We start from the raw sequence: 23,761 nt of genomic DNA on the forward strand, positions 1-23,761 counted from the left end.
ATGAGCATTTTACAAAAGCAAACAACTGCCGAACGCCGTGAGTTAATTTTACATAGTGCTCCGGTAAAAACTTTAATTATTCTTTCGCTTCCTACATTGATGACAAGTATGGTGCAAGCCCTTGTTCCGCTCACCGACAATCTTTTTATCAATAATTTAACCAATGTTATCACGGCAAGTGCGGTCAGTTTTTCTCAACCGATTATCTTAATGGTTACCGCCCTTTCGATGGGGCTTGGCGTTGCCGCAACCGCTATTATCGGACAATTAAACGGCAGAGGAGAAATAGAAACCGCCCGAAAAATTTCCACGCAAATATTTATCTTTTCCTGTGCCTTAGGGCTTGCTGCTGCGCCGGTGCTGCTTGTTTTAAGTAAAATTGTGGAAAAATCTTTAGTCAGCGATATTGCACACAGTGTTTTTTTGTACTTGTCTCTTTATAGCATTGTCCTTCCATTTGCCTTTCTTGAAGCTATATACAATGGAATAAAAAATGCAAACGGAAAACCGGAAGCACCTTTTATCCGTATGGTTATTTTGCTCATCTTAAAAATCATCGGAAACTTTATCTTCTTATACGAATTACGGCTTGATATAGTCGGTTGTGTGCTTGCCTCACTCTTGGCAAACGGTATTATTACCTTGTGGATGTTCTTTGAGCTGTTTTTTGCAAACGGCCCCGACACTCTTACGCTAAAAGGCTTTCACTTTGAATGGCATGTAATTAAACAACTGATAAAAGTAGGCTTTCCCGCAATGCTTAATTTTGCCTTTTTATATTTCGGGTTCTTTCTTATTAATAAAGAGGTTGAGCGATACGGCCCGGTGGTATTAAATGGGCAAAACATTGCCTCCGCAATTACTACGATTTGTTTTAACCTGCCTGCAGCGTTTAGCGCCGCCGTTACTACGATGGTAAGCATGTACATCGGAGCGGAAAACAAAAAAAAGGCTCAACGCTCCTGCCTGCTCGGCTGCATCGCAAGTGCCATTACCGCCGTTGCGCTTATTGCAATCATTGTGCCGCTTTCCCCACATCTAACAATTCTGTTTAGAAGAGAGCCCGATATTTTAGAGGTTGCAAACAATGCACTCCACATTTATACCTATTCGATTGTCGGCTTCGGTGTGTGCATGACTATTCAAGGAGCCTTCATCGGCTTGGGAAAAACAAAAATTCCTTTGGTGCTCGGCATACTTCGGATTTGGCTTTTGCGCTATGTATTTATTTTGTTCACGGTAAAAACACTTTCGTATTATGCGGTATTTTGGGGAAACCTTTTTTCAAATTACTGCGCCGCCCTTATTGCCATTATTCTTATTCTAAACACCAAATGGAAATCGGATATAAACTTAAATCCGGGAGAATCTTTAACGACAAGTCAATAATAAATTTTTAAAAGAGTCCGACACAACGCAACGGCGAAGTTTTGAAAATTTACTGTAACTTCGCCAACGAGTTTTAAAGCTTCAATTTTACGGTTTTGTGTTGATGCTTTAAAACATCGTTTGGAGTTTCGCAACGGTGAGTAAACTTACCATACTAATGTTTAAATCAAGGGCTTGGGGCAGCCCTTAGACCCCTGCTTTTTAGTTAATGCTACGCATGGAAAGTTTTTTTGCAACACTAAAGAAAGAACTTTTATATAGAATAGATACAACAAAGATGATGCGGGAACAAGTGAAAACGCTTGTATGGCAATACACCATGGTCTATTACAACCGGAAAAGAATCAGTACGGTTAATGAGGATGGCTTACCGCCGACATTGTATCGGCTGAAAGTCACAAAGAAAAAGAATGGAGTGGCTTGAACATACATTTAGGGGATAAAAATACTGAACTGATATTGACATTTCCAATGTGTATTGTGGAAGTTTTCACCGGCTGCTGCGCAGAGTTTTTCTCGCTTATGCTTCGCCACGATCCTGTCCCCTTACCCGCTGCATTAGGAGAAATGTAAATTTCAGAACGGGCACGGACGGCAGTGGTTCCAAACAGAAGCGACGTTTTAAAGCAAGCCTATTTGCAAAGCTTTAAAACTCGCAGATTAGATTTTGACATGGATGTCAAAATCTAATCCATTGTTTATGCGTAAGCTCCGCAATAAGGAAAAAAGCTTGTTGCTTAAATTTATACTATAGGGTATTATGGTAACAATTTTTTAAAAAGGAGTTTTCTATATGGAACATTTTGGAATTTGGGGGATTATTCCTCCCGTACTTACCATTATTTTAGCCTTGGTTACAAAAGATGTTATTATTTCTCTTTTTTTAGGTGTATTTTCCGGAGTTCTTATTGTTGCTGGAGGAAACCCGCTTGTCGCTTTGATTAATGCAACGGATTTATTAGCTGAATCTCTAAATGACGGCTGGAATATTCGAATCTTTTTATTTTGTGCGATGCTCGGCGGTTTGGTTGGCTTGCTTTCAAAAACGGGGGCAGCCGTTGCGCTGGGACATTGGACAGCAACAAAAATAAAGGGCAGAAAAAGCTCCCTGCTTACTGCGTGGTTTTTAGGTTTAATTGTTTTTATCGATGATTATTTCAATTCTTTGGCGGTCGGTACAATTATGCGTCCGATTACGGATAAGCAAAGAATTTCCCGCGCAAAACTTTCGTATATTCTCGATTCCACCGCTGCGCCCGTTTGTATTCTTGCACCGGTTTCAAGCTGGGTTGTTACCGTTATGTCGGTTGTGAAAGCTTCCGACGGATTTACTCATTTGGGCATTTCGGAATTTGAATTCTTTTTGCGCTCAATTCCGTATAATATCTACGCCATCTTAACCCTTTTGATGGTTGTGGTGCTTAGTGTAACCTATCGTGATTTCGGCCCGATGAAAGAAAGTGAGCGCCTGGCGATGGAGAAAAATATACTTTTTAATGAAGAGCTATACGGAGCAGCCGGCGGCGACGTTCCCGCAGAAACTAATCCTCGGGCAAAAGCGGTTGATATGATTTTACCCATTGTTGTACTGATTATCTCCGCTGTTTTCTTCTTTCCGTTTACAACATGGATGCGTGCGATTGACGGAGAAAAAATTTATTCTGTGTCGGAAGCAATGGCAAGCATGAGCTTGAGTACCGCCTTTGTTGAAACAGATGCATCGGTAGCCTTGTTCTATGCTTCTATTTTTACCGTTGTATTTACCTATATTTACTTTATCGCTCGAAGACTCTTAAATCTTCATACAGCTTCTGCTGCCCTTAAAGACGGTATCGCTTCGATGGTGCCCGCCTTGATTATTTTAACAATGGCATGGACAATCGGTACGGTTATTCGAGCAACCCCGGATGAGGGCGGATTAGGTTTGGCAAAATATCTTGCACAGATAGTAACTGAAGGGCATTTTCCATTCTGGTTATTACCGGCGGTGATGTTTATTGTTTCAGCATTAATTGGATTCTCTACAGGAAGCAGTTGGGGTACGTTTACCATTATGATACCGATTACCATACCGATTGCTATTGCTTTAGCTGAAATACATGGATTACAAATGTCTTCTCTTCTGAATGCAACCATGATAAGTGTTGCGGCTGTTTTAAGCGGAGCGGTATTTGGCGACCACGCTTCTCCCATTTCAGATACGACAATTTTGTCTTCAACAGGAGCAGGTTGTCCGCATCTTGAACACGTAACCACACAGTTACCCTATGCCACCTTTGTCAGCGCCTGTGCTTTTGTCGGCTTCCTTGTAGGGGGCATAACCCTTAATCCGCTTATCGGCTGGGTAGCTACGCTCATTGTGTTTACAATAGGAATGATCTTCTTGCCGAATATTTTGTCGGGAAAACTTAAGGTCAAAAAATGAACCTCAATACAAGCCCTTTTAAACCTCCCAGGTTTTGCTTAAATGGTGCTTGCGAAAAGACTTGAAAAACGATATACTCATATAAAAAGCAGACGAAAGTCTGCTTTTTATTATTGAGGATGGTAACATGAATACAAAATTTATTTTTATTACAGGCGGTGTTGTTTCTTCCTTGGGAAAAGGAATTACAGCAGCTTCGATCGGACTCTTGTTAAAAAGCCGCGGGCTTTCCGTTGTAAACCAAAAATGCGATCCCTATCTTAATATCGATCCCGGAACGATGAACCCGTATCAGCATGGGGAAGTTTTTGTTACCGAAGACGGAGGCGAAACCGACCTTGACCTTGGCCACTACGAACGCTTTACCGATGTTGCCGTCCGTAAATTTAACAGCACTACCGCAGGGAAAGTTTATCTTGCAATTTTGGATCGAGAACGAAACGGAGAATATGACGGCGGCACCGTACAAGTTGTCCCGCATGTAACCGATGAAATTCAATCACGGATCATGAGAGCGGCGGAGCAAACAAATCCCGATATTGTGATTACCGAAATCGGCGGTACCGTTGGCGATATTGAATCCTTGCCGTTTATCGAGGCAATCCGCCAAATCCGATATGCGGTCGGAAAAGACCGGTCGGTTTTTATTCACTTAGGACTTTTGCCTTATTTAAAAGAGTGCGGAGAAATTAAAACAAAACCGATGCAACACAGTGTAAAGGAATTGCTTGGCTTCGGTATTCAGCCGGATATTATTATGTGCCGCAGCGAGAAAAAGCTTACGCAATCGGTGCGCGAAAAGCTCAGTCTTTTTTGCAATGTTGATCAGGATGCGATTATCGAAAATCTTACCGCAAAATCAATTTACGAAGTTCCGCTCATGCTTGAAAAGGCGGGCTTGGGAAAAACAATTTGTAAACTTTTTCATATTGAGGATACCAAACCCGAACTTACCGACTGGGAAAAAATGTTGTATACCTTTTATCATCCCGAAAAAGAAATAACCGTTGCGCTTGTCGGAAAATACATTGAACTTCCCGATGCTTACTTAAGCGTGAGTGAAGCGCTGACTGCGGCGGGGATTTATCATAAAACAAATGTAAAACAAATTTGGATTGATGCGGAGAAAATAACATCGCGCGAAGAAGCGGAAAAACAACTTAAAGACGTTGCGGCAATTATTGTTCCGGGCGGCTTCGGAGATCGCGGCGTTGAAGGTATGGTCTTTACAGCCGAATACGCGCGCACAAAGAAAATTCCTTATTTCGGGATTTGCCTCGGTATGCAGGTTGCGGTTATTGAATTTGCACGGCATGTGCTGCACTTGGAAAATGCGTCTTCAACCGAATTTCAAAAACACTGCGAACATCCGGTTATTGATTTAATGCCCGACCAGCAGGGAGTAAACCTTGGCGGCACTTTGCGGCTTGGACTTTGCACTTGTTCAATTAACCAGAATACGCTTACCGAACAAATTTACAAACAGCATGAAATACGCGAGCGCCACCGCCACCGCTATGAATTCAATAATATCTATCGCACACAATTTGAAGAATCCGAAATGACCCTTGCGGGAATTAACCCCGAGCGGAACTTAGTGGAAATTATTGAACTGAAAAATCATCCGTGGTATGTCGCCGTGCAGTTCCACCCTGAGTTTGCATCCCGCCCGAACCGCCCGCATCCGCTTTTCCGTGAATTTATCGGTGCAGCAATTAAGCAGGCGGGTGTGTAAAAATAGTCAGGCAGCCTTTATTGCTGCCGACTGTTTCAAAGCTTCAAACTTTTATTTTGAATGTTCGCGAAGTTTTCGGGATGATGTAAAAGCTCGACAAGCTCGTTCTGAGGAATACACGTGCCCGAACGTTCAAGCATTATAATAGTCACATGCGGATAATTTTTATATACGATAAGGTCGACTCTTTCGGTTTTTCCATTGTCTCCCTGAAGCGTTAGTATATAATGATACTGTACTTTTAAATGAGTAAGAGTAGCCGCGCTAGTATAACGTTTTTTGTCTGTTATTTCAAAGAGTTTATTCTCATCATAGTCATAGACAGCAATTTTTGCTGCCACATTTTCAGCAACGCCCGCCGCAAGTGCAAACAGCGCAAAAAATAACACAAGAAAAAGTTTTTTAGTTTTCATGCACTCCCTCCAAGGAGTGTGCGATTTTGAGCGGATGCGAAAGGCATGCGGAGGGCTGCGAAGCACTTTTTCAAAAGTGCGAAGCAGGATCGTTTTTGCGCGCTCAAAATAGCGCAAAAACAGCCGCAGCGAAGCCCGCAGCTCGCCGACCCGAAGTAAGGCGGGAGCTCCGAACGGAGGGGTTCGCCCAGAATCGGGGATTACGCATGAACAAGGGACTGCCGCCCCTTGAACCTCGCTTTTGAGTGGCTGCGCACCACAAAGTTCGAGGTCTTGTAAAATTTATTCGCTTATGCTTCGCATGCAGGGCGTTACGGCACCCCTGCACCCCGCCGCTAGAGGGAAGAAGGGACACTTGTTCAGAGCAAGTTTCCCTTCTTCCCTTTAGGACTCCCATCATCCTTTCAACACTGCTTAGGGCTCTGCCCTAAGAACCCGTGTTGTAACCAATGAAATCAGTATTTACAAAAAGCGAGCTACTTCCAGTAATGATTTACAAGCAAAAAGGATAGTGCATCTGCTTTTCATTATACAATTTAATTACAGGCAATGCTTGTATCCAATAAAGATTTTAGATTCGCCCTGAATCGGGAAAATGATATCAGATTGAAAATAAAGCGTCAAGTTCTTCGTCACTCATTTTTGCAATCCATGTTTCGCCGGTGCCGAGTGTTTTGTCGGAGACGGCACGTTTGCGCTGAATCATTTCATCGATTTTTTCTTCAAAGGTGCCGGCGCAAATAAAGCGGTGAACAAAGACGTGTTTTTGTTGTCCGATTCTAAATGCGCGGTCGGTTGCCTGATCTTCAACGGCGGGATTGTACCAAAGGTCAAAATGAATAACGCGGCTTGCGGCGGTGAGATTGAGTCCGGTGCCGCCCGCCTTAAGCGAAATTAAAAAGATGCGTTTGTCTGGCTCGGTTTGAAAGGCGGTTACGTTTTGTTGCCGTTTGCGAGCCGGCATTTGTCCGTGCAGTAAAAGGCAGTCTTCATCGAGCTCCGCTTTGATAATTTCTTTGAGCAAAAAAAGTGTTTCGGTGTATTGACTGAAAATCAAAGTTTTTTCTCCGGCGGTCAGGATTTCTTTAAGCAAGATGATAAGGCTGAGCATTTTGCCCGAAAGGTTTATGTCGGGCGGGCTGATTTTATCGTAGGTTCTCGGGTGATTGCACACCTGTTTCAGTGCGGTCAAAAGCTTAACGATAAATGCGCTGCGCTGAATGCTGTCCTTTGCATTCAGCGCGGTTTTCAGCTGTTGTCGAATAAGGCTTTCATATATTGCAACTTGCTGCGGCGTGAGCGTGCAATACTGCGGACTGATAATTTTTTCGGGCAAGTCGGAGATAACTTTTGGATCGGTTTTAAGACGGCGCAATAAAAACGGTGACGTAATTTTTTTTAAGTTTTCGGCAGTGTCGATGTCGTTATGCAGCTCAATCGGAATGCGCCACTTTTTTTTAAATGCCTCCGCCGAGCCGAGGTACCCCGGTAATAAAAAGTCAAAGATGGAGCGCATATCTTCCAAACTGTTTTCAATGGGTGTACCGGTCAAGGCGATTTTTGCTTTTGCATTCAAACTGCGTAATGCTTTTGCATTTTTTGTGTTTGCATTTTTTATCGCCTGTGCCTCATCAATAATAAGACAATCAAATGTTTTATCGGTAATTTTTTTTGAATCGCGCTGCAGCGTTTGATACGTAGTGATATGAATATCCGTGCCGGCTGTAAAGCTGCGGTCTTTACCGTGCAGGATTTTAACCGACAACTGCGGCGCAAATTTTTTTATCTCATGCTGCCAGTTTGTCAATAAACTTGCCGGCGCCACGATGAGGATCCCTTCGGGCAAACCGCTTTCTTCTTTCAGTTTTGCACAAAGGCAAATAACTTGCAGGGTTTTTCCCAGTCCCATGTCATCGCCAAGTAAACAGCCGAATCCGTTTTGCAAATTGGAGTACAGCCAGCGGTATCCTTTTAACTGATACGGACGAAGCGTTGCCTGTATTCCCTCGGGAAGCAGAATATCGGTTTCTTTTTTAAGTTCATTAAAAAAAGGAATCTCATCGGAAAAAATACTTTCGCCGGTAAACGTTCCCTGCAAAACTTCGCTTAACGAAGGTTTTTCTTTTTTAATAGAGCTGAGCATCAGCGCAACCTGCTCCGGATCAATTAGCACAAATCTGTCTTTAAATTTTACAAGGCTTGAACTCTGCTTCATCAGCGCAAGAAAATCCGGAATGCTGATTACCGTATCGCCCAGCATAATTGCTCGGTCGTATTGAATAACCGCCTCAATGCCAAGGTAAGACTGCACGGGACCGGCGCCTTTTATTTTTTCTACCTTAATAACGGGACGAGGCACCAGCGCTTTTTGCAATTCTTTCGGAAGGACAACCTCAACGCCGAAGCGGGTTAAAAGCTTTGCCGCATTTTTTAAAAAACTTGCGGTTTCATCTTTGGTAAGCACAACGGATTTTTTTCTTGCCAGCTCCGCAAGCTGCGGCAGATACGCGCTCAGCATTGCGGGGAAATGAAAAATCTCATCGGGATTTTCCGCTATTGCATAGGCCTTGTATAAATCCACATACCGCGGTACTTTTTTCCCTTTCAGTAAAACAAGGGCTTGCAGTGTGAAGTTTTCATCTTTGCTGTTTTCGCGCAACACAAGCCGGTAACTTAAATCGGGGTTTGCATAATGCAATACCGAAAGCCAATTTTCGATAACCGTACCGAGATTCCGTAAGCCCGGTTTTTGAATATTGATTTCAGCCCCCGAGAAAAAAAGCTCAACAATATTTGTATCTATTGTAAAATATGAGCGTGGTGTATAACGTAGGCGCTGCACATACTCGGTTAAAAATACGGTAAGGATAATTTCCGCACTGTATGCCTTTCCCCAAACCTTTACCGGCGCAAAAAAATCTTCGGTTATAATTGAAGCAAAGCCGGCAACCGCTTTTTGTATTTCACTTGATGCGGTAAGCGCTTTCCAAAAAAGACTAATGCGTTTGTTTTCCTGTAAGAGTGCGGGCGCAAAGGCGGAATCATTGATGATCTTTTTTGCCAACTTAAAAAAGAGCATAAGTTCTTTTACGCTTTGCGGAGAATCGGCGGCAGGCTGAACATTCGCAAAAAATAAACTTGCATCATATAAGGTAAACGTGTGTGCGGTTTTTCCTGAAAGGATAACATTCACCGTTAAAAATTTCTTAGTCTTTAACGGAAAATCTTCCGCCGTTTGTATAAGTTCCTTATCGTTAATACGAACCTGCGCATAGGATATTCTTCGAAGAGTGTTTTCATTTTCGCTGCCGCCGAAAAGCGCGGTGTTTTGCAAATAAAAATCCCGTTGCAGCGTTTTAATACTGGTATGATAAAAATCCGTAAAAGCCGCAATAAGATTCCCCGAATAAAAACTTGTCTCTTTTGGCAACATCGAAGTAATAAGCGTAAGATATGATTCCCCCGAAGAAAATAAATTCTGCTCATTGCTTAACAATTCATCGAGTGTTTTTATTTGCCCTTCTTGCGCAGTTAAATCGGTTTGATCATCAGCGGAACCGTCATGAACTTGCAGCTGCTCAGGCTTGCGCAGCGACAGCGGCACCGGATGTTTACTGCGCACTTCCTGTCCGGATGCAAATGCCGACTCCTTTTGCACTGCACGGGACTTTTCCGCCGGCGTATCATTTTCAGAATCTTCCGCATCCGGCGCTTCACCGTATGCAGAGTCCGCTATTTCTATTTTTGATAAATCAACACCCGCAAGCTGAAAAAGAAGCCGCGGGTCGTGGTCGATCTCTTTTGCAAGAATATATAAAACAGCCGCCATATGTTTACACGGATCTCCCGAATCCGGACATGTACAGTCTCGTTCAATGTATCGCCAATACGAAGGAATAAGCCTGATGTTTTTGTCCTTTATTTGCTTTAAAAGATTAGGGCTCATCGTGCCGGCACGCAGTGACACCAAATCGATGGGATTTTTTTTAAACACCACTTCAAGCTTTTTAAAATTGGTGCCGGACAGGGCGGGAAATTTAATACTGATATAATACCACGGTTCATACCGCCCCTCAACGCGGGCACCGACCGAGTTTTCTTTTATGTTCAGCGAATCAACTTTGCCCGTATTCGCATACGTCTTTCCCCGCGTAATTCTGCCCGTGCCGTTATAAGCCTCAAGCATCTCCAAAAACCAAGCCCCCCACGGCGTAACACCGTACTCTTTTTTTGCCATAGTACCCGTATGATACCATAGTTTATAAAAAAAACTACCCCGTGAGTTTAAAAACTTTTGTGATTATAAAAATGAGCGTACTCCGGTGCAGCGGGTAAGGGGACAGGATCGCGGCGAAGCATAAGCGAAAAAGGCTCTGCGCAGCAGCCGGTGAAAACTTCCACAATACACATTCACTATTGCGTGCCAACCACCACTGAAAACCTCCTTACTCGACGGCGAATACTACAAAGCACTCGTTTTCAGGACGGGTTCTTAGGGCAGAGCCCTAAGCAGCGTTGAAAGGGAGATGGAGGTCTTAGGAGGAAGAGGGAAAACTTGCTCTGAACAATGGGTTAGTTTTTGCCGTCCGTGGCAAAAACTAACCCGCGAGTTTTAAAGCTTTGCAATCTGTCCTGCTTTAAAACATCGCTGCTGCCTGGAACCACGGGCGTCCGTGCCCGTTCTGAAATTTACATCTCTCTGGTGCAGGGGTTAAGGGGACGCAGCGCCCCTTAATGCGAAGCATAAAACGGCAGGTCTAAGGGCTGCCCAAGCCCTTAATGCGAAGCATAAAGTTGCCCCTTGCACCTAAAAAGATTCCGTACTAGATTGGACTATATGCGAAGAAACTCTAAAAAAAATCGTATATCAAGATTTCTCTATCGGCATGAGTGTGCTCTTTATGAATTGCGCAAGTTTCTTCTATTATACCCCCCCCCCAATAAAATTGTACTGACAAGTTTAGATATAATTTTAAAAAACCGAATTACAGTCTATACAATATACTTTTTATTTTTGAATCCAACACCTTGCCTATGCATGCGCTTTTTCGTTTTGCATTTGCAAGGTTTTTTTGTTTTACCGCAGATGCGCTATACCGGTCTGCTAAAACACTTTGGATATCTTTGTCGTGGTGTACGCATCGGCAAAGAGTTTTTACCATACAAAAAGCAACCGCTTTTTGTAACCACATTATTTGCAATATAAGGAAATTGCAAGAAGGAGCGCATGATGAAAAACTCATCAATCGTAAAAAAAGGACTTATGCAGATACACAAGTCCTTATTGGTTGCCGTATTGGCAGTTGCGGCATTGGGTATTCTCGGAGGGCTTACCGCTTGTCACGAACAGCCGATTACTCCCTCCGGCGGAAGCAGTGGTTTGACGCCATCTACGCCGTCTAAAATTACCGTAACGGTACAAGGCGATGCGAATGTTAAAGACGTTCCGTTTACACTGACGGCAACGGGTAAAAAGTGGGCTGACATAAAAACGGATGCCAAAGCTAAAATAACGTTTAACGAAGGCTACGAGCTTGCCGAATGGAAGCTGGGCAATGCAAGCGGAAGTAAAATAGAAGACAGTCATGTATTTAACGAAAATACCACAGTCTTCGCCGTTTCAAAGGAAAAAGGCCACAGCGCGCCGAGCGAAGTAGAAAGATTTACGGCAACTGAGGGAGACAGCAACGTTCAACTGAGCTGGACAAATCCGAGTGATGCAGACCTCAAAGAGGTGGTAATCAGTGCGAGCCCCGCAGCAGGCAGTCTTGCAACTGCACAAACCATCGCTGCGGAAAAAGGTAAGCCCGGCAGCTATGAGGTTACCGGTTTAACTAACGGCACCGAATATATCTTCACGGTAAAAACAAAGGATAAGGCGGGGAACATAAGTTCCGGCGTAATCGCGAAAACAACGCCTGCACCGATACTGTTAAACAATTTCATTACCGACGGCAACGGTAAAATTACCGGTTACAACGGAGAGCCGCCTGCAATACTGGAAATACCCGAAAAAATAGACGGAAAACCGGTTGTAGGTATTAGCAAGGACGCATTTACAGAAAAAACAAGCATACAAAAAGTTATCTTCCCCAAAAGCCTTAAAACAATTGAAACCGGAACATGGAACTCCAATTCCAAAAAATTCGAAGGAGCCTTTTCGGATTGTACCAACCTTACCGAACTTAACTTTTCCAAATGTACTGAACTTACCTCCATCGGGGATTTTGCTTTTTCCGGCTGCAGCGGTATAGAAACACTTACGCTGCCTGATTCGCTTACCTCCATCGGGAGTAAGGCTTTTTCCGCCTGCAGCGGTATAACAGCAGTTAAATTTCCTGCAAATCTTAAAACCATCGGGGGGTACGCTTTTTACGGCTGCACGCAGGCAATTATCACATTACCTACAAGCATTACAAGCATAGGGGGGCATGCTTTTGGAGTCCTAGACGGAAATCCTAGTGAAACTCGCTGCAAAGAAGTGCAGGTGCCGAAAAATGCTAAAGTGCCGGGCTCCAATCCGGAAATAACAATAAAGGAGCTGGTAAAAAAGGTGTATGAAGCAGATGCCGATCACAAAATTGTTGAATACGACATCCCTACACCATAAACTTCTATCCATTCCCTTTAGTCCCGTCCCGCCTTTTGTAAGGCGGAACTCTGGACGGAAGGGAAAGGATGATTGAAATAAAGCCCTCCGAAAAAGGGGGCTTTGTAAACAACACTGCTCCGGCACTGCCGGGGCAACTATCAAAAAAGATATCCTTACCGTAATCGCCTAACCATGTGCCCTTCACACCCATAAGATTATTGCTATTGGCAGGAAAACAATAAAAAATATTAAAGCGTATAAACCGTATTATAAAGGATATACAGCGTAACCATTATTCAGGTATTGGCAAATCCGAAGCTTTAAAAGGGAATTTAAACGGATTTTGGAGCCGCCGCATTGATGAAAAACACAGAATTGTTTATAGAGAAAAAGACGGATCCATAATCATTGCCTCATGTAAGGGACATTATGAAGACTCCTAAAAACTTTGAGTTAGCAACAATAATTGCAAACTAAACTCATTAAAGCAAAAGATTTCGGTACTATCTAAAATGATTTCGGTACGTAAAAAAAGAGCCCCCTGCCGTAACCGCAGAGGGCTCTTTTTTTCTTATCATAGAAATATTTTTATTTAAACGGCATCACCCTTTAATGCCAAATATCCCCTGCAAGTCCCCTTAATGCGAAGCATAAGCCAAAAAAGCTCTGCCCAAGCAGCCCCTGCCATCAGGCGGGTTAAGGGCTGCCGAAGCCCTTAATGCGAAGCATAAACCGGCGGGGTCTAAGGACTGCCCCAAACCCTTGATTCAAACATTAGTATGGTAAGTTTACTCACCGTTGGCGAAGTTACAGTAAATTTTCAAAACTTCGCCCTATGGTAAATTGCCCACCGTTGCGCCGTGTCGAGCTCTTTTTTATATAATTCGGGATTTGAATGGCGGTATGTTCCTGCTCGTTTTAATTACTCGGGAGAGGGTTTTGCGGAGCCCGCTTTTTCATCGGCTTCGATTGTTTGATTTTGTTTGGTGAATACGCGTAAGAAATTTACTTTTTTATAAAAATATAAAAAGCAAAATCCTGCCGCGGCAAGGGCTATGATGAAAAGCAGCAATGCTATTTTTCGGCCGGTTTTTTTGTCTGCGAACGGGTCAATCGGAGCCAAGGTTTTATTTTTTGGTAACTCCGCAAGGGCAGTAAGGCTTGCTCCGAAAGGAATGTTTATTCTGGTTTGAGCATTGATAGCCCATCCGTTTGCCTCTAGGATTGATCCGATGCTTCGTTTTCGTAATTTAAGGGCGGCTAAGATCATGGAGGGGCCGGAAATACAAAGCAGTATGCCAAGAAGTCCGAGCGGTATCCAATAGCCTAAGCCAAATAGGACTTGTAGGATTCCGCTCACCAAGGCGGAAACGCCTCCTACCGCGGTACCGATTAATGCAATGGTGCCAAGATCAAGTTTTTTAGGTACAAGCGGGACGTCTTTGTTTTCTTGTTTATCCGCTGTTACCACTTTTTCGGCAGTGAGCGAAAGCTTGCCTGCAGTTTTTTCTTCGGCATCGGCTGCGCGTTTTGCGATTTGTGTTTCTATCATTGTGATGAGTTTTTTGTATGGCATAAAGAACGCTTGCCGCACACTGATGGGGTTGACGGTTATCTTCGTGATAGTCGCATTCCAGTCTTTTCCGTCCCGGTCATAAAAAATTCCGTTTCTGCCGACGACTATGCTATCACTGTCTCCGTTTGTAAATAAGGCGATAATTTTTTTTGTATGCCCTCCCTGTCGACTTAGGTCGCAGTATACTAAAAAAGCGCCCGATAGCGCATCCAAAGAAGCGTGTCGTGCATCTCCGTTTAGTTCAAAGCAGAGGTGTGCGGAACGAGAGTCAAAATATAAGGTTCCCGCTTGAAAAACCGATCCTTTTCCTTCATAAAAATTGGTGAAGCTGATGTAGTTGTTCAGCAGTGTATAAAGATAGCATCGAAACAGTACGAGTTTTTCCAAGTCGTTCAGGTTTGCCCGTTCCGTTTCGGTTATCAGTTCATTTTGAATAAAGGTTTGTATGATGTCCGCATGTGCTCCGGAAAGCAATTCGGTTAAATACTGATAGCTTAAACAAGAAACATCGGAAGCGGGTTTTGCCGCAATCCATTCCCGATAAGGGCTGAGTTTGGATGCAATTGTGTTGAACTCTTCTTCGGTTAGAAATTCTTTGTCGCCTAAAAGCGGTTTTACGGCGTCAGAGTAGAAGGTGCGCATTTTGTTTTTCCATACGGGATTTATTCCCCGTTGTAAGGGTAGCTCTCTTGTTGAAGAAAGAGCGGCAATCGGCAATATGCTGATATCCTCATTGGTGTCGGTGAGTTCTTTGGTTGCGAGCGATTGCAGATTTTCCGCATTTGCGATGAGCACCGAAGAAAGTCCCGGCTGGTATTCAGATAGTTTAGAGCGCAGGTAGTAATCTTGTATTTTATTTTTTACCGCATCAAAAGCGGCAAGAGCTTTTTCGGTTTCTGCAAGTTCTAAAGGTAGTAGAGTGTTTTCAAAAAGAGATGTATGCCATGCAACAAAATCATTTACCTGTGCAAAAAAACTGTCAATAACATTTTGTTTTATGGTTTCGTTGTCTGTAGTGTTTGCGGCAAAGGAAAGAATAAGTTTTCTAAGAAGTTTTGCAAGTTTTTGCTCATCGGGTTCATCGGCGGATACCTCCGTTTTTTTGCTTAGAATATTTTCATCAAAAATTTTTTTTTGAGTGTAGATGTCCTCAAGAGTGATTTCGGTTGCCGATCTTTTGTTAATCTGCTGTAAAAGCCAGTGCGCGCTTAACGAAAGTTTTTCGTTTTTGATAGCATCAAGCGGAACCGCGTCTCCTTCCTCAGTTAAAAGTCCGGGATCTTTTAATTGTGCACAAATCCAATCAATTGCTTCAAGAATTTCAAGGGGGCGAATAAACCCGTCTTTATCACTATCCAGCAATTCCGCTGTTTTTTCATTAAAGAATATACCTTTTATCGGCATCGCCAATACAGTCCATAATTTTTGGTCAAGCTCCCGAAGGTTTGCAATGTCATCACCTTCTGTAAGCATAACCTGCGTAACGCCGCCAAAACGTGCAAACTTCCACTTATGCGATAACGCATCTTTCTTTCTCATAAATAAATACTCCTCGAACAAATACTGCACAAGTGAAAATAAAAAGTCAAGTAACAGTGGATTAGATTTTGACATCCATGTCAAAATCTAATCTGCGAGTTTTAAAGCTTTGCAATCTGTCCTGCTTTAAAACGTCGCTGCTGCGTGGAACCACGAGCGTCCGTGCCCGTTCTGAAATTTACATTTCTCCGGTGCAGCGGGTAAGGGGACAGTACAGATCGCGGTGAAGCATAACCGAAAAACGCCCTGCGCAGCAACACCTGCAATCCGGGGTCTAAGGGGCAGCGCCCCTTAATGCGAAGCATAAAACGGCCGGTCTAAGGGCTGCCCAAGCCCTTAATGCAAAGCATAAGCGGGGTTCAAGGGGCAGTAGTCCCTTGTTCATGCGTAAGCTCTATATCAAGAAGAACAAATCTTGTAAAAACTTCTAAGGTATAGTATAGTGTCTATATGCAGGAAATGAAAAAGATAGTTGTGGATTCCGCTAAAATCGACAAGGCAATAGGGCTCGGTATTCCGATTGCGATTACAACGGATACGCTTCCGAAAGAGATAGAAGCGTATATAAGCGAAGTTATTACCGTTTTTCTAAGTAAAATATATCAATCACAAATAAAAGAATATGTTATCTATATATTAAAAGAACTTACCACAAATGCAAAAAAAGCAAATACTAAAAGAGTGTACTTTAAAGAAAAGGATCTTAATATTTTTTCTCCTGAAGATTATGAGATCGGGATGCAAACCTTTAAAAAGGATACGCTTGAAAATATAGATTATTATTTAGATCTTCAAAAAGACTCAGGGCTTTATATTAAGGTTTCCATTCAATTAAAAAATAATTCAATTATTATTGATGTGGCGAATAATGCCGCAATGGCGCCTGCGGAATTTAAAAGAGTTTTTGATAAGAAGGTGAAGGCGCGACAATATACCGATATCGATGAAGCTTTTATGCAGGTTATTGATGATACGGAAGGTGCGGGGCTTGGGCTTATCATCATGATTTTAATGTTAAAAAAAATGGGCTTGAGCGAAGATTCCTATGATCTTATTACGCAAAAAGATATGACTATTTCCCGGGTCATTATTCCGCGCGATATAGAAATTCAGCAACAAGTAAAGAAATTGACAAAAACAATTGTCAATTTTATTGATGAAGTTCCACAGTTTCCAAGCAAGCTTATGGAAATTCAACGGGCGATAAATAATCCCGATGTAACAATGTCTGAGATTGCCGATCTTATCAGCGGTGATGTTGCTTTGACAACGGATTTATTAAAGCAGGTGAACTCTGCTGCTTTCGGATTAAATAAAGAATGTATGAATATCGCTGAAGCGGTTAAATTGTTGGGTTTGCGGGGTATTCAGAATTTATTGTACTCTATCGGAGTTATTCAAACGCTTCATACCGCAACAGATGAACAGAAAGAACTCTGGGATCATGCGTATCAAACCGCCTTTTTCTCGTATAATTTGTCAAAGTTGACCGGAAAAAGGTCTCTTATGGAAGATGCGTATGTATGCGGACTCTTACATGATTTAGGAAAAATTGTATTCAGCTCTATATATCCGGACACTCTTGTAAAGTTGGATAATTTTAAAGCACAAAAAAATATTCCGGATGTGGCTTTCGATATTGTTATGTCAGGTATGGAGCATTCAGAAATCGGGGCTGCCCTTGCGCAAAAATGGAATTTACCGTTACCGATTATTAATACAATTAGATATCATCATAATGTTGAGGCAAGTCCTCCGGAGTATACTACGCTGGTAGCAACTGTAGCCTTGGCAGATATGATGGCGTATTTTTTACAAGACAGCATCAGCTTAGAGCAAATTCCTAAGAATATTTTATCAATATGTAAGATAACCTCGATAGACGATTTTGTAAAACTTGCTGAAATGTTTAATAGACGGTTTCATAAAGAAAAAGAAGCTTAAATAAAAAGAGTTTATATCTTTTAAATTTTCAGTATATAAGTTCCGGCTTAATTGTTTGAATTTCATCAGCATTTTTGTAATTATGTACCGTTATCTCATTTTTAAAAAGCGGGAATTTTTCTCAGATTGTTTCATAAGGCAATAATTTCACTATATTAAAGAAGAGTGAAATTATCACAGATTAAAAACTTACGATTTTTTATAATCTTGACCTTCTGCTTTCTTTGTGATAGTTTAGTAGAAAATTTATTTAAACATAAGGATCGTATATATGAATTTTATTCCTTTATTACAAGCGGCTCAGGGCGGCTCATGGATTATGATGGTTTCTCTCGGGGCTGTTATTGCTATTTTTTATTTTTTTGTTATCGGCCCGCAAAAGAAAGAGCAGAAAAAAACTCAGGAAATGATTAATGCGCTTCAAAAAGGCGATAAGGTTATTACAATCGGGGGTATACACGGCGTTGTTTCATCTGCAAAAGATAAAACGGTAATTATCAAGGTTGATGATAATTGTAAGCTTGAAGTGAACCGTACGGCTATCGGTACTGTGATAGCTGATGAGAAAAGATTAAAAGAAATGAAGGATGCTGAACAGGCGGCTCCTAAATTCAGTTTGTTCGGAAAGAAAAAAGCGGAACCCAAAGCGGAGGAACCTAAAGAAGAACCAAAATGTCCCGACTTTAGATAGGAGTTAATAATGAAGAAGAGAACAAGATTCATTATTATTCTGGCAATTTTAGGCTTGTGTTTTGTATTTTTGCATCCTACCTTAAAGTGGTATTTTTGGACGGATAAGGCGGAAAAAGCACTCGCACTTGGTTCCAGAGAAAAGATTAAAGATTATGCGGTGAATATGGCCGCAAAAGATGTAAAAGATTTAATTGCATTGGCAAAACAAGGTTCCGAAGATGACTTGTCTGCGCGCTATGCGCCGCTCATAAAAGAAGCGAAGAAAAATCTGAAATTACTTGGGAAAAAGTCCCCTTCCAAGTGGACTGCGGTTGCGATTGTTTCAGCTTTTCCGGTTAAGTCTGAGAAAGATTTGCCGCCTCTTATTGAACCTATTATCGAAAAATACTATCGAGACAGAATCCTTGCGATTAAAGAAAATCAGGCAAATGCGGTAAAACTCGGTTTGGATTTATCGGGCGGTATGAGTATTATCATCAAAGCGGATCTTACTGCCGTCACAAAAGGTTTGAGTATTGCGGAAGTAGGGCAGGCAAAAAAAGATGCAATGAAACTTGCAATAGATACGATATCCGGTCGTATTGATAAATTCGGGTTGTCCGAGCCTGTTATTCGTCAACAGGGAGAAGACAGAATTTATGTTGAGATTCCGGGCGCGGCGGATACTGATCGTATCAACTCAATTATCATGGGACGGGGCTTGCTTGCTTTTCATATTGTCGATGATGAGGCAACTCAGAAATTCTTTGATTATTATACCGCGAATCCCGGTAGCACGTTTGATGCGGATTATAACCTTCTTGATCCTTCTATTATTCCGGAGAATACGGAAGTGCTTGGAGTGTATCATAAAGATGCGTACGGACTTGATACTCGAGACGGTTTTTTGGCGATTAAAAAAGAGCCTGCACTTGCGGGAAAGCATATTAAAAATGTTACGGTCGGAGCAGGCCGAACAAATGAGCCGTTAGTGCTTTTTGAACTGGATACCGAAGGCGGGAATATTTTTTCAGATGTGACTACAAAAAATGTAGGAAAACGGCTCGCCATTGTTTCAGACCAAAAAATAAAATCAGCACCGAATATAAAAGAGCCGATAACTGGCGGAAGCGGGAGCATTAGCGGGTTTAACGCGGATGAAGCAAACAACTTAAAAACAGTATTGCGTACCGCTTGGCTGAATGTGCCTTTGCAGCTTGAAAACCAGCAGGTGATCGGTGCAAATATGGGCGAAGAAGGTATTAATCAGGGAAAGCGGGCTTTAACATGGGGCTTGGTTGCCGTTTTGGCATTTATGCTTTTATGGTATCTTGAGGCGGGGATTAATGCTTGTATTGTGCAAGTGTTGGACCTGTATATCATGTTTAGTGTTCTTTCCGCATTCAATCTTACTTTGACTTTGCCAAGTATTGCCGGTATGATTTTGACTATCGGTATGGCGGTAGATGCGAATGTTATTATTTTTGAAAGAATTAAAGAAGAGCTTGCAATCGGTAAAAGCAGAGAAGCTTCTATTGCTGCTGGCTTTAATCATGCTTTCTGGGCAATTATGGACTCTAACATCACGACCTTTATTGCAGCTCTTTTCCTTTCAGTATTAGGTACAGGACCGATTAAGGGTTTTGCATATAGTTTGGCAATCGGTGTTGTGTCTTCTGTTTTTACGGCGCTGTTTGTTTCCCGCTTGATTTTTGACTTCGGCACGGAAATTCTGCATAAACAAAAAATTCGTATCAGTTGGAGGCAACTAGCATAATGAAAAAGGTAATACAATTCAGCAAACTTTTTCTTCCTCTTGTTATTTTTAGTGTTGTCGTTATTCTTTCGGGTATTATACGATGGGCAACAGCGGGGATTAATTTCGGTATTGACTTTCAGGCAGGTTTTATTGAAAAAGTAAAAATAGCGCCGCCGGCTCTTTCTATCATCTATAACGGAGCGAAAACAATGACTTTCTCGCAAGACGCAAAACAGATTGACATTGTTTCCACTTCCGTAGACTCTGAGAATAAAACACATCGTTTTCCCTATACAGAGTATACTACCGTTAAAGCTTTTGCAGATGCGGTAAATAAGATTGAAGGTTTTTCAGTTGAGTTGAAGGCTCCGGCTGATACACCATTGCAGGAAGTTTTTGCGGACTCACAAGCTTCTCGGCTATCGCCGGCTGCTGTTCTATTGCATTACGTGCCTTCGGGAATGGCTGTTAAGGATGCCGATGAAATCAGACACGCTTTGGCATCGGTGCCGTCTGCTTCGGTGCAGCAAGTTGGACTTCCGACAGATCACACCTTTCAAATACGTTTAGCCGATGACGGCACGCATGAGAATGCGGGAGAAGAGTTGCGGCAAATGATAAACTCCGCTCTTGGGAAAGCCTATGGCGAGGATAATATTGCGGTATTAAGCACGGATTTTGTCGGCTCGAGATTTTCAAATTCTCTTGCGCGTCAAGCGTTTTTATTGGTTATGGGAGCCCTCGTGCTGATCTTTTTGTATGCGGCAATACGTTTCCAATGGAGATTCGCTTTTGGTGCAATTCTTGCGTTAATACATGATGCGCTTATTATGATTACCTTTATTGTATGGACGCAAATGGAATTTAATTCTACAACTATTGCGGCAATTCTTACTATCATCGGGTACTCAATTAACGATACGGTTGTTGTGTTTGATAGAATTAGAGAGAATATTCGAATCAATCCTAAAATTACTACGGTGGATATTTTAAACCTTTCGCAAACAGAGGTTTTATCTCGTACTATTGTTACAACCATTACCACTATGCTTGCAGTGTTGATGCTGTATATTTTCACTTCGGGGAGTATGAGAGATTTTTCTGCAGCTTTGTTGGTAGGTATGCTTAGCGGTGTATATTCAACTGTTTTTATTACAAGTGCGTTTATAGCTTTTACCGGCAAAAATCAGCGTGGTGAAGAGATTTTAAAAACACAGAAAAGTTCAGGTGCGTCCGGAACTGTCATATAAGAAGCGCCCGCAAGTCTTTATAAAAGAAATTGCAGGCTAGTTGATCAGCAAACGGTGCTTAGCATTGTTTGCTGATTTTTTTTATTTAAAAATATTTTTTGTTCGACTGTTTAATCCTTTTCTTTTTTAATTGCTTTTACCGTCTTTTGTCTTTTTTGAGTGGCTGCCGCTGAAGAATCTCTTTTTACAACTTTCTTTGATGAGATCGGTTTTTCTTTTGAACGTCGCTGTTGTTTTGTTTTAAGGCGCTCTTTTCTGTTTTTTTCGATAAATCCAAGCGTTTGTTCAAACCCTTGCAGAAAATTCTGCATTTCATCTTCAAAAATAACGATTGCGTGCCTGTCAAAACCTGCCCCGTCAGTATTTTTGCTTTCTACAATTTGTAAAAAAACATCTCCGAGCCTATTTTCCTTTACATTGAAAAAATAAGTTCTATTTTCTGCTGACACTTCGGTAGTAAAAAGCTCTCCGCGTATTCCCATGGTATCCTTCCTTGTAATGTGATAGTATTCCGTGCATTACGTTTTTATGATTTTGTATAAAAAACCGAGTTATAAAAAGTATTGACTTTGTTTCAGCCGGTTTGATCTGCTTGCAGTACCAAATCCGCTTGCAATTTAAGCAACTCCGCTTCTGTTTCCCTATTTTCTCCCTTTACATCTGCGAGTATTCTAAAAACAGGTTCAGTTCCCGATCCGCGCATCCAAATAAAGGCAATAGGCTCTTTTTTTTCGTTATAAAATTGAATCTTTAAACCGCCTTTTCCCGAAAGGCTGAAATCGCTTACATCCTTTTTTTCTATTGTTCCGTTTGTAATTATAGCGCGGTAGGAATCAATGCCGAAGGTTGTTTTAAAATCCTCTTTTTTTTCTTTCCAGTACTGTTCAAATAATTTTTGGTATCTTTTTTTTAGCAACCCGTGATCATCTGTTTTGATTTTTAATAAGGCGCGTTGCTCATTTGCAGGAGTTGTGCTGTATTCCGGTAAACTTGCAAAAATATCGGCAAGGGCAAAATCCTGTTTATATTGCTTGCCGGCACAGGAACACCAGAACTCAAACAGTCCTTTTTTACCTTCATCTCCACGTAACAAAAGAAGTTTTAGAATTGCAAAAATGGTATTAATCGGATCGCGCACTGCGGCAGGATGCGTAATATTGCCGCCGTTTGATCCTTCACCGAGAATACGTACCGTATAGCCCTTTTCTCTGAGATTTCGAGCAAGGTTTACCGCATTTGCTTCTCCAACCTCGGCACGAAATACTTCGACATGAAAAACAGCGGCAATTTCGTCAATTCGTAAGGAGGTTGGGCCGTTAACCGCAATGGCAAGTTTTGCCGGACTTGCATTTGCTGCGTCTTCAGTCAAGCGAATATGCGCAAGCTCCGCCATTACACAAAGAGCGAAAACAGATTGCGCCTCGGGGATAACCACCTTTTGAGCTTCTTGGTCAAAGTACACGATGTTTCCCCTATCACCGTCGCAATCAGGCATATAACCGAGAATAATATGTTTTTCAGCGGCAGAGCTGCCGGTTTTTATGTATTTTTCCAGCTGTTCAGCACAGGGAATAAGACTTTCTCCTTCAGGGACAATTCTATGCCGAATATCGCCTGCTTTTTCAGCGATACTGAATAATTCAATGCCGATTGCTTCAAAAAAACTGCGATCAATTGAGGCTGCCCGCGCGCTGCCGTTAAAATCCGCCAGCAAGGCAAAAGGCTGCCCTGCGCGGTCTGCATCTTTTGCCGCTCTTTTACAAAGGTGAAAAAAATCATTTTGAATATTTTTGTCAGCCGAGCCTGCGATAACCTCTTTTGAAAAAGCGGTATACTCGGCTAAACTTTCTTGTTTCACCTGTTCGGTATGACTAAAAACTGCTTGCAGTTTTTTTTCATCTATTTTTTGCAAGATATTTCGCGCGGTTTGTACTGCATTATTTGCAGCACAGGCTTGTTTAAATGTTTGTATCATAACCGCGCTTTGTTCTGCGGCGAGTACCCCGCCGGTATTTAAACCGAATTTTAAGCCGTTGTGTCCGATCGGGTTGTGGCTTGCCGAAACATATACAAATGCGTCCTTTGTTCTTGCATAGCTCATAATCTCGGGAGCTGCGGCAATTCCTATGTGAACAACCTCAAAGCCTTCTGCGAGTAATACTGCAACAAAAAGAGCGGCAATAATTTTTCCTGTCGGGCGAGAATCCCTACCGACTACCAGATGTTTTGCGGCAGGCTCATGCTGACGAAGAAACTGCGCAAAACTCATTGCCGCATGTACCGTGATAATGGCATCAGCTGCAGTAATACTTTCTGTTGAATCTTCTTCGTTTCCGGATTGTGCAAATACTTTACGCCATCCCGATGCGGATAAAATAAGCTCGGAAAATGCTTTTTCAAGCTGTTTTTGGAAAACATCTTCAGAAACAAGTTGCTTTATTTGTAAAATTTCCATGAGATCCTTACA

At 42.1% G+C, this 23,761-nt stretch carries 15 protein-coding genes; 10 read left to right on the forward strand and 5 right to left on the reverse strand.

Going from position 1 to position 23,761, the window contains the following annotated elements:
- From FUT79_RS01570 to FUT79_RS01585, 4 genes are all read left to right on the forward strand, one after another.
- On the forward strand, positions 1-1,389 hold the full coding sequence (locus FUT79_RS01570) for an MATE family efflux transporter (RefSeq protein ID WP_044634990.1): 1,389 nt from the start codon (positions 1-3) through the stop codon (positions 1,387-1,389).
- 217 nt (positions 1,390-1,606) lie between these two features.
- Complete coding sequence (locus tag FUT79_RS01575; RefSeq protein ID WP_024752941.1) at positions 1,607-1,813, forward strand: IS3 family transposase; 207 nt, start codon at positions 1,607-1,609, stop codon at positions 1,811-1,813.
- A gap of 369 nt (positions 1,814-2,182) precedes the next feature.
- On the forward strand, positions 2,183-3,814 hold the full coding sequence (locus FUT79_RS01580; protein ID WP_024752942.1) for a Na+/H+ antiporter NhaC family protein: 1,632 nt from the start codon (positions 2,183-2,185) through the stop codon (positions 3,812-3,814).
- A 127-nt stretch (positions 3,815-3,941) separates the two neighbouring features.
- A complete protein-coding gene (locus FUT79_RS01585; protein WP_024752943.1) occupies positions 3,942-5,549 on the forward strand; it encodes a CTP synthase in 1,608 nt (535 codons plus the stop codon).
- Between the two features lie 35 nt (positions 5,550-5,584).
- Here the strand turns inward: FUT79_RS01585 and FUT79_RS01590 are convergent, their stop codons facing one another.
- Positions 5,585-5,962 (reverse strand): hypothetical protein, encoded by a 378-nt coding sequence (locus FUT79_RS01590; RefSeq protein WP_024752944.1) that lies wholly within the window; start codon positions 5,960-5,962, stop codon positions 5,585-5,587.
- A gap of 601 nt (positions 5,963-6,563) precedes the next feature.
- The gene (locus tag FUT79_RS01595) at positions 6,564-10,199 is read right to left on the reverse strand and encodes a DEAD/DEAH box helicase (RefSeq protein WP_148889209.1); all 3,636 of its coding nucleotides are present in this window, start codon (positions 10,197-10,199) and stop codon (positions 6,564-6,566) included.
- Positions 10,200-11,189: 990 nt separating this feature from the next.
- Between FUT79_RS01595 and FUT79_RS14955 the strand changes: the two genes are divergently transcribed.
- Both FUT79_RS14955 and FUT79_RS15855 read left to right on the forward strand, forming a co-directional pair.
- Positions 11,190-12,572 carry a leucine-rich repeat domain-containing protein gene (locus tag FUT79_RS14955; RefSeq protein ID WP_081718776.1) on the forward strand — a complete coding sequence of 461 codons (1,383 nt, stop codon included), beginning with the start codon at positions 11,190-11,192 and terminating at the stop codon, positions 12,570-12,572.
- A 284-nt stretch (positions 12,573-12,856) separates the two neighbouring features.
- The gene (locus FUT79_RS15855) at positions 12,857-12,997 is read left to right on the forward strand and encodes a Txe/YoeB family addiction module toxin (RefSeq protein ID WP_425329149.1); all 141 of its coding nucleotides are present in this window, start codon (positions 12,857-12,859) and stop codon (positions 12,995-12,997) included.
- A gap of 479 nt (positions 12,998-13,476) precedes the next feature.
- Here FUT79_RS15855 and FUT79_RS01610 read toward each other — a convergent pair whose 3' ends face one another.
- Entirely contained in the window at positions 13,477-15,669 is a 2,193-nt protein-coding gene (locus FUT79_RS01610; protein WP_244951112.1) for a hypothetical protein, read from the reverse strand.
- 450 nt (positions 15,670-16,119) lie between these two features.
- Between FUT79_RS01610 and FUT79_RS01615 the strand changes: the two genes are divergently transcribed.
- From FUT79_RS01615 to secF, 4 genes are all read left to right on the forward strand, one after another.
- Positions 16,120-17,613, forward strand: coding sequence for an HDOD domain-containing protein (locus FUT79_RS01615; protein ID WP_148884448.1), 1,494 nt, complete (start codon positions 16,120-16,122; stop codon positions 17,611-17,613).
- A 271-nt stretch (positions 17,614-17,884) separates the two neighbouring features.
- Positions 17,885-18,304 (forward strand): preprotein translocase subunit YajC, encoded by a 420-nt coding sequence (gene yajC, locus FUT79_RS01620; protein ID WP_024752950.1) that lies wholly within the window; start codon positions 17,885-17,887, stop codon positions 18,302-18,304.
- Between the two features lie 9 nt (positions 18,305-18,313).
- Complete coding sequence (secD, locus tag FUT79_RS01625) at positions 18,314-20,062, forward strand: protein translocase subunit SecD (protein WP_044634850.1); 1,749 nt, start codon at positions 18,314-18,316, stop codon at positions 20,060-20,062.
- On the forward strand, positions 20,062-21,294 hold the full coding sequence (gene secF / locus FUT79_RS01630) for a protein translocase subunit SecF (protein ID WP_002697373.1): 1,233 nt from the start codon (positions 20,062-20,064) through the stop codon (positions 21,292-21,294). Before secD ends, secF begins: the two co-directional genes overlap by 1 nt.
- Before the next feature lie 110 nt (positions 21,295-21,404).
- On the opposite strand, the gene FUT79_RS01635 is transcribed toward secF, so the two are convergent.
- Together FUT79_RS01635 and FUT79_RS01640 are read right to left on the reverse strand one after the other, a co-directional pair.
- Positions 21,405-21,776: a DUF3276 family protein gene (locus FUT79_RS01635; RefSeq protein WP_002697371.1), complete on the reverse strand. Its 372-nt coding sequence runs from the start codon at positions 21,774-21,776 to the stop codon at positions 21,405-21,407.
- A gap of 92 nt (positions 21,777-21,868) precedes the next feature.
- Positions 21,869-23,749 (reverse strand): phosphohexomutase domain-containing protein, encoded by a 1,881-nt coding sequence (locus FUT79_RS01640; RefSeq protein WP_024752951.1) that lies wholly within the window; start codon positions 23,747-23,749, stop codon positions 21,869-21,871.
- Positions 23,750-23,761: the final 12 nt, after the last annotated feature.

Origin of the sequence: Treponema phagedenis, assembly GCF_008153345.1 — a bacterium.
Taxonomy (GTDB): Bacteria; Spirochaetota; Spirochaetia; order Treponematales; family Treponemataceae; genus Treponema; species Treponema phagedenis.

Excerpts from the sequence above, each read along its gene's own strand:
- FUT79_RS01570 (WP_044634990.1), top strand. The coding sequence starts at position 1 with ATGAGCATTTTACAAAAGCAAACAACTGCCGAACGCCGTGAGTTAATT.
- FUT79_RS01575 (WP_024752941.1), top strand. The coding sequence starts at position 1,607 with ATGGAAAGTTTTTTTGCAACACTAAAGAAAGAACTTTTATATAGAATA.
- FUT79_RS01580 (WP_024752942.1), top strand. The coding sequence starts at position 2,183 with ATGGAACATTTTGGAATTTGGGGGATTATTCCTCCCGTACTTACCATT.
- FUT79_RS01585 (WP_024752943.1), top strand. The coding sequence starts at position 3,942 with ATGAATACAAAATTTATTTTTATTACAGGCGGTGTTGTTTCTTCCTTG.
- FUT79_RS01590 (WP_024752944.1), bottom strand. The coding sequence starts at position 5,962 with ATGAAAACTAAAAAACTTTTTCTTGTGTTATTTTTTGCGCTGTTTGCA.
- FUT79_RS01595 (WP_148889209.1), bottom strand. The coding sequence starts at position 10,199 with ATGGCAAAAAAAGAGTACGGTGTTACGCCGTGGGGGGCTTGGTTTTTG.
- FUT79_RS14955 (WP_081718776.1), top strand. The coding sequence starts at position 11,190 with ATGATGAAAAACTCATCAATCGTAAAAAAAGGACTTATGCAGATACAC.
- FUT79_RS01610 (WP_244951112.1), bottom strand. The coding sequence starts at position 15,669 with ATGAGAAAGAAAGATGCGTTATCGCATAAGTGGAAGTTTGCACGTTTT.
- FUT79_RS01615 (WP_148884448.1), top strand. The coding sequence starts at position 16,120 with ATGCAGGAAATGAAAAAGATAGTTGTGGATTCCGCTAAAATCGACAAG.
- yajC (WP_024752950.1), top strand. The coding sequence starts at position 17,885 with ATGAATTTTATTCCTTTATTACAAGCGGCTCAGGGCGGCTCATGGATT.
- secD (WP_044634850.1), top strand. The coding sequence starts at position 18,314 with ATGAAGAAGAGAACAAGATTCATTATTATTCTGGCAATTTTAGGCTTG.
- secF (WP_002697373.1), top strand. The coding sequence starts at position 20,062 with ATGAAAAAGGTAATACAATTCAGCAAACTTTTTCTTCCTCTTGTTATT.
- FUT79_RS01635 (WP_002697371.1), bottom strand. The coding sequence starts at position 21,776 with ATGGGAATACGCGGAGAGCTTTTTACTACCGAAGTGTCAGCAGAAAAT.
- FUT79_RS01640 (WP_024752951.1), bottom strand. The coding sequence starts at position 23,749 with ATGGAAATTTTACAAATAAAGCAACTTGTTTCTGAAGATGTTTTCCAA.